This window comes from Pseudomonas sp. SDO5522_S412, assembly GCF_054071215.1.
In genome coordinates, this window is sequence record NZ_JBSVWQ010000211.1 from 1 (window position 1) to 9,786 (window position 9,786).

Below are 9,786 nucleotides of genomic sequence, written 5' to 3' on the forward strand. Positions count from 1 at the left end.
CGCGAGCAAGCCCGCTCCCACATTTGGATCTCCGGCGCCTGCACTATTTGAGTTCGGCCAAACGCCGCTCGATAAAGCGCTTTTCGGGCACTTGCTGGGTCAATGCCAGCGCCCGTTCAAACGCTCGCCGCGCGTCCTCCACTCGCCCCAATCGCCGACAAAACTCGCCACGCGCCGAGTACGCCAGGTGATAGTCCACCAACTCCCCCCGCGCCAGAATGCCGTCCACCAATTGCAAACCGGCCTGCGCTCCATCGCGCATCGCAACGGCCACCGCGCGATTCAGCTCGATCACCGGCGATGGCATCGCTCCAAGCAACACGTCATACAGCCCGACGATCTGCGGCCAATCAGTCTCATCGGCGCTCACGGCTTCAGCGTGTACCGCCGCAATCGCTGCTTGCAGGCTGTAGGGCCCGAAGCGGCGTGTGGTCAGGGATTTCTCCACCAGGGCGCATCCTTCAGCAATCAACGACGCATCCCACAGCGAACGGTCCTGCTCATCCAGCAGCACCAATTCGCCGCCCGCCGAGGTGCGTGCCGGGCGCCGGGACTCGTGGAGCAACATCAGCGCCAGCAAGCCCATCACTTCCGGTTCCGGCAACAACTCCATCAGCAAACGGCCCAGGCGAATCGCTTCGCGGGTCAGGTCTTCACGGGTCAGGTCGGCGCCCATGGACGCCGAATAGCCTTCGTTGAACACCAGGTAAATCACCCGCAGCACACTGTCCAGGCGCTCGGGCAACTCCGCCAGGGATGGCACCTGATAGGGGATCTTCGCTTCGCGGATCTTGCCCTTGGCCCGCACGATGCGCTGGGCGATGCTAGTGGGCGTGGCGAGAAACGCCCGGGCGATTTCCTCGGTGGTGAGGTCGCAGATCTCACGCAAGGTCAGCGCCGCCTGGGCATCCGCCGCCAGCGCCGGGTGGCAGCAGGTGAAGATCAGGCGCAAGCGGTCGTCTTCCACGTCTTCAACGCTCCAGTCTGCCGCTTCCAGCGCATCGGCTTGCGCCTGCAACAACGGGGTAAAACGCGCCTGGCGACGTAAACGGTCGATGGCCTTGAAGCGCCCGGTCGAGACCAGCCAGGCCCGGGGGTTATCCGGCACACCGTCCTGCCCCCAGCGCTCGACTGCGACGAAGAACGCCTCGTGCAAGGCTTCTTCAGCCAGGTCGAAATCGCCAAGCAAGCGAATCAGGGTCGCCAGGATGCGCCGCGATTCGCTGCGATAAACCGCTTCAACCCGGGCCTGCACCGTCAATCGCGCAGGCCTTCGGTCACCAGCGTCACCAGCCGGTCGAGGCTCTGTCCCCAGCCCTCGTGAAAGCCCATGGCTTCGTGGGCCTGCTTGGTTTCGGCGCTCCAGTGCATGGCGCGGGCGGTGTACAGGGTTTTGCCGTCGACGTCTTCAAAGGTAACTTCTGCGGTCATGAATGGCTGGCCCGAAGGGATCCAGCCGGGGGTGAAGGCGTCGGTAAACACCAGCCGACTGGGGGCGGTAATCTCCAGGAATACGCCCTGGGTTGGGTATTCGCTGCCGTCCGGCGCGCGCATCAGCGTGCGAAATTGCCCACCCACCCAAAGGTCCATTTCGCACTCGGGAGTGGTCATGCCGTGTGGGCCCCACCACTGCTGCAACAAGGCCGGCTCGGTCCAGGCGCGAAACACGCGGCTGCGAGGGGCATCAATCAAGCGACTGATGGACAGTTCAAATTCGGCGGGTTTGGGTTGAATGCTCATGGGAAACCTCCTGGGTTTTATTGTTGTGATCAGAGATTCAATTCACGCACGGGGCGCACTTCCACACTGCCGACCCGGGCGGCCGGTATGCCGCCGGCCACCTGGATCGCTTCATTCAGGTCCTTGGCTTCGATCAGGTAAAACCCGGCGAGCTGCTCCTTGGTTTCGGCAAACGGCCCGTCGGTGATCGACAACTTGCCATTGCGCATGCGCACGGTGGTGGCGGTGCTCACCGACTCCAGCGGCTCGGCGGCGAGCATGCGCCCGCTGGCCTGCACGGACTGGCCATAGGCGAAACATTCCGGGTCCTTGGGGCTGTCGGGCGAATCGTGCAGCACCTGTTCGTTGCTATAGATCAGGCAGAGGTATTTCATGGGATTCTCCGTTTTCGGACAACTGACTATAGTTCGCGGCGCTCAAGGTTTCAGGTCGAACAGACCGGCGCCGGTTTCCATGTCGAACGGTGCCGACCAATGTTCATGCACCACTTTCCACTCGCCGCCAACGCGCTGGTAGCCGGCGCTGACGCGCATCCAGCAGGTCTTGAGTACGCCGTCGGGCCCGGTGCCGCCACAGTGCGCGAGCCAGTGGGCAAAGGCGCTGTTATCGCCGGCGACGATACGCATCTCATGGAAGTCAAAGACCCCAGGGCCCGGGCAGAACTCCATGCACGCCTTCCAGTGCGCCTGATAGGCGGCCTTGCCCTTGAACTGCAGGGCGCTAACGGCGTCGAACGCGACGATATCGTCTGCGTAAAAGCTGACTATTTTCTCGACATCCTTGGCGGTGACCGCCTGTTTCCATTGTTCGATCAAGCTGCTGATTGCGGTGCTCATGGCGATACTCCTTGCGGGAAAAATCACGGAAGACACCCTTAGTCGACTGAGCCCCAGGCCAATCGACAGTCCCGCAAAAAATAATTGCGACTACCGCAAACCCGCTAGAATCCGCGCTTCTTTGTAGGATTTCGGATGCTACGCCGATGGAAACCCGCCTCGTCGCCTATCAGACGTTGACTGCCCTGCAACAACAGCAACTCAACGCCCTGGAAGTGCATCCCGAACAACTGGGTTTTTCCGGCGATATCTACTGTGCGCTGAACACCCTGCTGGTCAATCCGAATCCCGGCGTGGCAGGCTTTGCGTTACTCGCCGACGAGATTCCCGTGGCCTTCCTGCTGCTCAAACGCCCACCCTGCCTGCCCCATTGGGCGGATGAACACAGCGCCACGCTGCACGCGTTGCAAGTCGATCGCCATCAGCAAGGCCTGGGGTTTGGCAAAGCCTGCCTGCAAGCCCTCCCCGCCGCCGCGCGCCTGGTTTGGCCGCAGATCAAGGCGCTGGAGCTGTCGGTGGACACGGACAATGTGGCGGCGATGGGGCTGTATTTGCAGCAGGGTTGGGTGGACAGCGGGGAGGCGTATAAGGGGCGGATTGGGTATGAGCGCCGGTTGGCGTGGGTGTTTTAAACAATAAGGAGCTGGTGAAGATGCTAACAACCCTGGAACAACTCGAATCCCTCTACGGCCTGCCCCACGAACGGGCCGTGCGCAAGGAAATCCCGTTTCTCAACGAGGATTACCAGGCCATGGTCCGCGCGTCACCCTTGGTGGTGGTGAGTTCATCCGGCCCGGACGGCATCGACGGTTCGCCCCGTGGCGACGTGCCAGGTTTTGTACGAATCATCGACGAGCGCACGTTGGCGATTCCGGATCGGCCGGGGAATAACCGCCTCGACACCCTGCGTAATCTGGTGGTGGACCCGCGTATAGCGTTGCTGTTCATCATCCCGGGCATTGGCGAGACGTTGCGGGTCAATGGCCGGGCGCAGATTTCCATCGAGCCTGAGTTGCTGGAGAGCTTTGCGGTAAATGGCAAAGCGGCCCGTTCGGTGATTCTGGTGCAGGTGGAGGCGGCATATTTTCATTGCTCCAAAGCCTTTGTGCGCTCCGATTGCTGGAACCCGGAAAAGCATCTGGATCGCTCGGCACTGCCCTCCGCCGGGGCGTTTCACAAGCGCTTGAATGATGGCGCGTTCGACGCCGAAGCCTATGACCGCGAGATGCCGGAGCGGGTCAAGGCCACGCTGTATTGAGAGGCCATTGCAGGAGCGAACGTGCTCGCTCCTGCCGGTGGCGCGGTCAGGCGGATTCGGCGTTGATGGGGATCCAGATTTCCACGGAGCCCGTGCCTTTACCCACATCGAAATCGGCGCTGTAGCGCTCAAAATCAGCCCCGACCACCTTGTACCCGGAGGCCGGCAGCCATTCGAACATGATGCGTTCATAGGTCTGCGCCAGCGCCTGCACCGGGCCAAAATGCGGGAACACGGCATAGCGATGGGCCGGGATTTCAATCGACTGGAAGTTGCTCGGTACATCGCCCTTGGCCGGGACTTCAACGCCGGCCAGGTAGTCAAATTCATCGTGTTTGGCGTTGTAGCACACGCCATAGGTCACGCCGCCGACGCGTTTCTTGATCTCTGTGAAGCAGCTGTCGAACAGCTCCCACAACTTGGGAATATCGCCAATCGTGGCCTTTGAATAACGCCCTTGCACACCCGCGATCACCAGGGCCTTGCCCTCTTCCATGCGCGGCTGTAACGGCAGTTTTGTCTGTTGATCCATCTGAACAGTCTCCTTCTCATGAGGGAACAAACCCGCGTCGAGTATAGGGGCATATCCCCGTCGCACTCCAAGCAGAAATTTTTCCCACAGCATCTGGACAATTGGCCATCACCGACCGTATTGTCTGCCCCGCAGGCCACCGCAGTGGCCGACGTCGCTCGGACGGTTCCGGGCGCTTACGTATTTCGAGGCAACAATGGCCGAACCCCATTCGCCGCGCCGCTTTGCGCGCATAGATCGACTCCCCCCTTACGTGTTCAATATCACTGCCGAGCTGAAGATGGCTGCGCGTCGGCGCGGCGAAGACATCATCGACTTGAGCATGGGTAACCCGGACGGCGCCACTCCACCGCACATCGTGGAAAAAATGGTCACCGTCGCCCAACGCGAAGACACCCACGGTTACTCCACTTCCAAAGGCATTCCGCGGCTGCGCCGGGCGATTTCGCGCTGGTACAAAGACCGCTACGAAGTGGACATCGACCCGGAAACCGAAGCCATCGTGACCATCGGTTCCAAGGAAGGCCTGGCGCACTTGATGCTGGCCACCCTGGACCAGGGCGACACGGTGCTGGTGCCCAACCCCAGCTACCCGATTCACATCTACGGTGCCGTGATTGCCGGCGCCCAGGTGCGTTCGGTGCCGCTGATTCCGGGGGTGGACTTCTTCGCTGAACTGGAACGTGCGATTCGTGGCTCGATCCCCAAGCCGAAGATGATGATCCTCGGCTTCCCGTCCAACCCCACCGCACAGTGCGTGGAACTGGACTTCTTCGAACGGGTGATCGCCCTGGCCAAGCAGTACGACGTGCTGGTGGTGCATGACCTGGCCTACGCCGACATCGTCTACGACGGCTGGAAAGCTCCGTCGATCATGCAAGTACCGGGGGCCAAGGACATCGCGGTGGAGTTTTTCACCCTGTCCAAGAGCTACAACATGGCCGGCTGGCGCATCGGTTTCATGGTGGGCAACCCGGAACTGGTCAACGCCCTGGCGCGGATCAAGAGCTACCACGACTACGGCACGTTCACCCCGCTGCAAGTGGCGGCGATTGCGGCGCTGGAAGGCGATCAGCAGTGCGTGAAAGACATTGCCGAGCAGTACCGTCAGCGCCGTAACGTGCTGGTGAAAGGCCTGCATGAGCTGGGCTGGATGGTGGAGAACCCGAAGGCGTCGATGTACGTCTGGGCGAAGATTCCCGAGGCGTACGCCGCGATGGGGTCGCTGGAGTTTGCCAAGAAGCTGCTGCTTGAGGCGAAGGTGTGTGTGTCGCCGGGGATTGGCTTTGGTGAGTATGGTGACGACCACGTGCGCTTTGCACTGATCGAAAACCAGGACCGGATTCGCCAGGCGGTGCGGGGCATCCGGGCGATGTTCCGGGCGGATGGGCTGGTCAAGAAAGCTGACGCCTGACCCGATCCAACGGCAGGAATGATCGTTCCCACGCTCTGCGTGGGAATGCCGCCTTGGACGCTCTGCGTCCGCTTGTGACGCGGAGCGTCACAGGATGCGTTCCCACGCGGAGCGTGGGAACGATCACTTACCGCCTAGACCACCAGCGACAGCAACATGATAAAGCCCAACGCCACTACCGACAGGATGGTCTCCATCGCTGTCCAGGTCTTGAACGTCTCGGCCACGGTCATATTGAAGTACTGCTTCACCAGCCAGAACCCCGCATCGTTGACGTGAGATAGCACCAGCGAGCCCGCCCCCGTCGCCAATACCAGCAACTCGCGGTTCACCCCCGGAATCATCCCCACCACCGGCACTACAATGCCGGCACCGGTAATGGTCGCCACCGTCGCAGAACCGGTAGCCACACGAATCACCGCCGCCACCAGCCAGGCCAGCAAGATCGGGTTGATCTGCGCAGTCACCGCCATATGGCCGATCACATCACCCACGCCGCTGGTCACCAGCATCTGCTTGAAGCCACCACCGGCGCCGATGATCAGGATGATCGCTGCAGTCGGCGCCAGGCTGGCGTCGAGCAGTTTGAGGATTTGCTTGGAGCCAATGCCCTGGCGATGGCCAAAGGTGTACAGCGACAACAGCAAGGCCAGCAGCAAGGCGGTGATCGGGTGACCGATCATGTCCATCCAGTTGCGGATCACATGGCCGTCCGGCAGGGCGACGTCGGCGAAGGTTTTCAGCAGCATCAGGAACACCGGCAACAGCACGGTGATCAGGGTGATGCTGAAGCTCGGCAGGGTCTTGGATTCCGGTTGCTCACTGGCCAGTTGGTCTACCAGTTCCTGGGACGGGTTGCCCGGGATGTACTTGGCGATAAACGAACCGTAGAGCGGGCCGGCGATGATCGCCGTAGGCAGCGCGACGATCAGGCCGTAGAGAATGGTCTTGCCGATGTCGGCACCGAACACGCCGATCGCCAGCAGCGGGCCCGGGTGCGGTGGCACCAGGCCGTGCACCGCCGACAGGCCGGCCAGCAGCGGAATGCCGATCTTGATCAGCGACACACCGGTACGGCGCGCAACGATAAACACCAGCGGGATCAGCAACACAAAACCGATCTCGAAGAACAGCGGAATGCCCACCAGGAACGCGGCGAACATCATTGCCCACTGCACCTTCTCCTTGCCGAAGGCCCGCACCAGGGTTTGCGCGATCTGATCGGCACCGCCGGAATCGGCCATCATCTTGCCGAGCATCGTACCCAGCGCGAGGATAATCCCGACAAAGCCGAGCACCCCGCCGAAGCCGTCCTGGAAGGCCTTGATGATCTTGTCCACGGGCATGCCCGAGGTCAGGCCGAGAAAGCCTGCCGCGATGATCAGGGCAATGAACGGGTGGACTTTGAACCGGGTGATCAACACGATCAGGCCGATGATGGTCACCACTGCATCGAGCAGCAGATAGGTATCGTGGGACAAGCCAAACATGGGGGTCTCTCCTGTTTGTTGTTGTTATTAAAGCCGGTAAAAAATTCAGTGCAGGCGGACAGCGCTATCTTGTCCGGCAAAAAATTATTTGTTTGGTTCAAAGCCGTGTTCGAGCCACCAGGCATTGGTTTGCTCGGCCAGTTCTTCAACGCTGTCTTCACTGGCGTTCAGCGCCAGGGTCAACGGCTCGCCCACCGGGGATTCCAGGGTGGCGAACTGGCTGTCTATAAGGCTGGCCGGCATGAAATGGCCGGGGCGATGGGATACACGGTCGGCGGCGACTTCGCGGGTCAGCTCCAGAAACACAAACCCCAGGCCCGGCGCGGCTTCGCGCAGGTGGTCGCGGTATTTCTTCTTCAGGGCCGAACAGGTGAGCACCGGATGCTCGCCGGCCTTGAGCGAGCGGCGCAGCTCATCGCACAGGATGTCGAGCCAGCCGGCGCGGTCTTCGTCGTTAAGGGGATGGCCGGCGCTCATCTTCTCGATGTTCGCGGCGGGGTGAAAGCTGTCGCCTTCGATGGCAGTGGCGCCGTTCAGCAGGCACAGGGCCTCGCTGACGCTGGACTTGCCACAGCCGGAAACACCCATGATCACGAGGGCAGTAACAGGTTGACTCATGAAACACCTCAAGACGCAGATAGCGCTACCTTTGCACGCTGTAAGGCTAGTGCAAAAACAGGCTTTTCCCGCGCCGTCTTGTCATTTTTATGGAGTGACGCGTGCATCTGCTCCAAAGGTTTGAACGGGAACAGGCATCCCGACGTTCAAGAATTTGCAGGGTCTTGGAGACAGCGCTACCTTAGTGCCTCGATTTTTGTTTGGCAAGCCGCCTGATGACTCCCAAGAACGATAAAAATACCCGCACCACGGGCCGCCCTACCCTCAATGAAGTGGCCCGCCTGGCTGGCGTCAGCCCGATTACCGCCTCCCGGGCCTTGCGCGGCATCAGCACCGTGGCCACCGAACTGGTGGAAAAAGTGCAAAAAGCCGCCGCCGAACTGAGCTACGTGGTCAACCCGGCCGCCCGTGCCCTGGCATCTGCCCAGAGCCAGTCGGTGGTGGTGTTGGTGCCGTCGCTGTCCAACCTGCTGTTTATCGAAACCCTGGAAGCCATCCACCAGGTGCTGCGGCCCAAGGGCTTTGAAGTGCTGATCGGCAACACCCACTATTCCCGCGACGAAGAAGAAGACCTGCTGCGCAACTACATGGCCTACCAGCCACGGGGCTTGCTGCTGACCGGGTTTGACCGTACGGAAAGCGCCCGGCGCATGGTGGAATCGAGCAATGTGCCGTGTGTGTACATGATGGACCTGGACCCGGGCGCCGGACTGAACTGCGTAGGATTTTCGCAGTTGAACGCCGGGGAAACGGCGGCAGCGCATTTGATCTCACGGGGGCGCAAGCGGTTGGCCTACATTGGCGCGCAACTGGACCAGCGTACGTTGTTGCGCGGTGAAGGCTTTCGCCGGGCGTTGCAGCAGGCGGGGTTGTACGACCCGGCGCTGGAAGTGCTGACGCCACGGCCATCGTCGCTGGGCCTGGGTGGTGAATTGTTCCTGCAGTTGCTGGCCAGCCATCCGGATGTGGACGCGATCTTCTTTGGCAACGACGACCTGGCTCAAGGTGCGCTGCTGGAAGCGCTGCGCCATGGCATCAAGGTGCCGGAGCAGATCTCGGTGCTGGGCTTCAACGACCTGCCGTCTTCCTCGTTCATGGTGCCGCGTTTGAGCAGCATCAGCACCCCGCGTGAAGCCATTGGCCGGCGGGCAGCCGAGCATTTGTTGACGGTGATGGCCGGCAACAAGATCGCCCGGCCGGTGGTGGACATGGGGTTTGAGTTGAAGGTGCGCGAGAGTACCTAGGCGGTAGCTGTAGGAAGTGGCTGGTGTTGATGGCAGCGCCTTGCTCCGTTACCTACAGGTACGTCAGAATCCGCCGGCTTGTGCGCCTGGGTAGGGCTCTCTAAGGTTGCCCGGTCGCTGAATTTCTCAGTGATCGGGTTTAGTAGCCCGAGCAACCCCTCACAAATGTGCATGAGCTTCATCTATCGGACTTACCTGTCTGTGCTTGATGGTGGCTGTGCGCAGGGCGCCCTCGTGGCGCGCCGGGTTTTGTGAGGGTCTACCGGTCTACTAACCTGCGTGCAGCCGCCACCCTTTCGTTTAGTAGCGATCAGGTGGTGGCCCAGTTAGAGAACTCACCTATGTTCAAAGCAACTCCAAATCCTCCCGCCTTATTCACCGTCAGCCCCGACGCCAGCAGCGAAAGCCTGATCGCCAACAGCTACGAGACGTTTTCCTCGGTCAGCACGTTATTGCTCGACCTGTCTGATGAACTCACCGGCAAAGACCGCGACACCGCATTGGCGATTCACCAGTTGAGTGAGTTGGGCGTATTGCTGATGGGCAAGCTGATGGACCTGGAATCACCACTGATCTAACAGACCGCACGCGGTCAAACTGTGGGAGCGGGCTTGCTCGCGAATGCGGTGTGTCAGCCGAGCTTTCCATCACTGA

The 9,786-nt window shown here is 61.0% G+C and carries 12 protein-coding genes; 5 read left to right on the forward strand and 7 right to left on the reverse strand.

Features of this window, described 5'->3' with window-relative positions; genetic code table 11:
• Positions 1-43: 43 nt before the first annotated feature.
• Genes ACW9I6_RS26815 through ACW9I6_RS26830 form a run of 4 tightly spaced genes read right to left on the reverse strand, consistent with a single transcriptional unit; the run spans position 44 to position 2,576 of the window.
• The gene (locus tag ACW9I6_RS26815) at positions 44-1,255 is read right to left on the reverse strand and encodes an RNA polymerase sigma factor (RefSeq protein ID WP_043225961.1); all 1,212 of its coding nucleotides are present in this window, start codon (positions 1,253-1,255) and stop codon (positions 44-46) included.
• A gap of 2 nt (positions 1,256-1,257) precedes the next feature.
• Complete coding sequence (locus tag ACW9I6_RS26820) at positions 1,258-1,740, reverse strand: SRPBCC family protein (RefSeq protein WP_003213108.1); 483 nt, start codon at positions 1,738-1,740, stop codon at positions 1,258-1,260.
• Between the two features lie 29 nt (positions 1,741-1,769).
• Positions 1,770-2,114, reverse strand: coding sequence for a YciI family protein (locus tag ACW9I6_RS26825; protein WP_003213107.1), 345 nt, complete (start codon positions 2,112-2,114; stop codon positions 1,770-1,772).
• A gap of 42 nt (positions 2,115-2,156) precedes the next feature.
• Positions 2,157-2,576, reverse strand: a complete 420-nt coding sequence (locus ACW9I6_RS26830) for a YybH family protein (RefSeq protein WP_003213104.1) — start codon at positions 2,574-2,576, stop codon at positions 2,157-2,159.
• 146 nt (positions 2,577-2,722) lie between these two features.
• Between ACW9I6_RS26830 and ACW9I6_RS26835 the strand changes: the two genes are divergently transcribed.
• Both ACW9I6_RS26835 and ACW9I6_RS26840 read left to right on the forward strand, forming a co-directional pair.
• Positions 2,723-3,208 (forward strand): GNAT family N-acetyltransferase, encoded by a 486-nt coding sequence (locus ACW9I6_RS26835; RefSeq protein WP_134327202.1) that lies wholly within the window; start codon positions 2,723-2,725, stop codon positions 3,206-3,208.
• A gap of 20 nt (positions 3,209-3,228) precedes the next feature.
• Positions 3,229-3,834: a pyridoxamine 5'-phosphate oxidase family protein gene (locus ACW9I6_RS26840; protein WP_063027754.1), complete on the forward strand. Its 606-nt coding sequence runs from the start codon at positions 3,229-3,231 to the stop codon at positions 3,832-3,834.
• Positions 3,835-3,880: 46 nt separating this feature from the next.
• On the opposite strand, the gene ACW9I6_RS26845 is transcribed toward ACW9I6_RS26840, so the two are convergent.
• Positions 3,881-4,366 carry a GyrI-like domain-containing protein gene (locus ACW9I6_RS26845; protein WP_134327203.1) on the reverse strand — a complete coding sequence of 162 codons (486 nt, stop codon included), beginning with the start codon at positions 4,364-4,366 and terminating at the stop codon, positions 3,881-3,883.
• A 196-nt stretch (positions 4,367-4,562) separates the two neighbouring features.
• On the opposite strand from ACW9I6_RS26845, the gene alaC reads away from it, so the two are divergent.
• Complete coding sequence (gene alaC, locus ACW9I6_RS26850) at positions 4,563-5,780, forward strand: alanine transaminase (protein ID WP_102605211.1); 1,218 nt, start codon at positions 4,563-4,565, stop codon at positions 5,778-5,780.
• 134 nt (positions 5,781-5,914) lie between these two features.
• Here the strand turns inward: alaC and ACW9I6_RS26855 are convergent, their stop codons facing one another.
• Complete coding sequence (locus ACW9I6_RS26855; protein WP_008431626.1) at positions 5,915-7,270, reverse strand: GntP family permease; 1,356 nt, start codon at positions 7,268-7,270, stop codon at positions 5,915-5,917.
• An 84-nt stretch (positions 7,271-7,354) separates the two neighbouring features.
• Complete coding sequence (locus tag ACW9I6_RS26860) at positions 7,355-7,888, reverse strand: gluconokinase (RefSeq protein ID WP_087693163.1); 534 nt, start codon at positions 7,886-7,888, stop codon at positions 7,355-7,357.
• A gap of 212 nt (positions 7,889-8,100) precedes the next feature.
• On the opposite strand from ACW9I6_RS26860, the gene gntR reads away from it, so the two are divergent.
• Both gntR and ACW9I6_RS26870 read left to right on the forward strand, forming a co-directional pair.
• Positions 8,101-9,132, forward strand: coding sequence for an HTH-type transcriptional regulator GntR (gntR, locus tag ACW9I6_RS26865; protein ID WP_167665540.1), 1,032 nt, complete (start codon positions 8,101-8,103; stop codon positions 9,130-9,132).
• Positions 9,133-9,473: 341 nt separating this feature from the next.
• Positions 9,474-9,710 (forward strand): DUF6124 family protein, encoded by a 237-nt coding sequence (locus tag ACW9I6_RS26870; protein WP_087693164.1) that lies wholly within the window; start codon positions 9,474-9,476, stop codon positions 9,708-9,710.
• Positions 9,711-9,786: the final 76 nt, after the last annotated feature.

Bases quoted from the DNA above. Each gene is read 5' to 3' on its own strand.
- ACW9I6_RS26855 (WP_008431626.1), bottom strand. From the start codon at position 7,270: ATGTTTGGCTTGTCCCACGATACCTATCTGCTGCTCGATGCAGTGGTG.
- ACW9I6_RS26825 (WP_003213107.1), bottom strand. From the start codon at position 2,114: ATGAAATACCTCTGCCTGATCTATAGCAACGAACAGGTGCTGCACGAT.
- ACW9I6_RS26845 (WP_134327203.1), bottom strand. From the start codon at position 4,366: ATGGATCAACAGACAAAACTGCCGTTACAGCCGCGCATGGAAGAGGGC.
- ACW9I6_RS26835 (WP_134327202.1), top strand. From the start codon at position 2,723: ATGGAAACCCGCCTCGTCGCCTATCAGACGTTGACTGCCCTGCAACAA.
- ACW9I6_RS26870 (WP_087693164.1), top strand. From the start codon at position 9,474: ATGTTCAAAGCAACTCCAAATCCTCCCGCCTTATTCACCGTCAGCCCC.
- ACW9I6_RS26860 (WP_087693163.1), bottom strand. From the start codon at position 7,888: ATGAGTCAACCTGTTACTGCCCTCGTGATCATGGGTGTTTCCGGCTGT.
- ACW9I6_RS26820 (WP_003213108.1), bottom strand. From the start codon at position 1,740: ATGAGCATTCAACCCAAACCCGCCGAATTTGAACTGTCCATCAGTCGC.
- alaC (WP_102605211.1), top strand. From the start codon at position 4,563: ATGGCCGAACCCCATTCGCCGCGCCGCTTTGCGCGCATAGATCGACTC.
- ACW9I6_RS26830 (WP_003213104.1), bottom strand. From the start codon at position 2,576: ATGAGCACCGCAATCAGCAGCTTGATCGAACAATGGAAACAGGCGGTC.
- ACW9I6_RS26840 (WP_063027754.1), top strand. From the start codon at position 3,229: ATGCTAACAACCCTGGAACAACTCGAATCCCTCTACGGCCTGCCCCAC.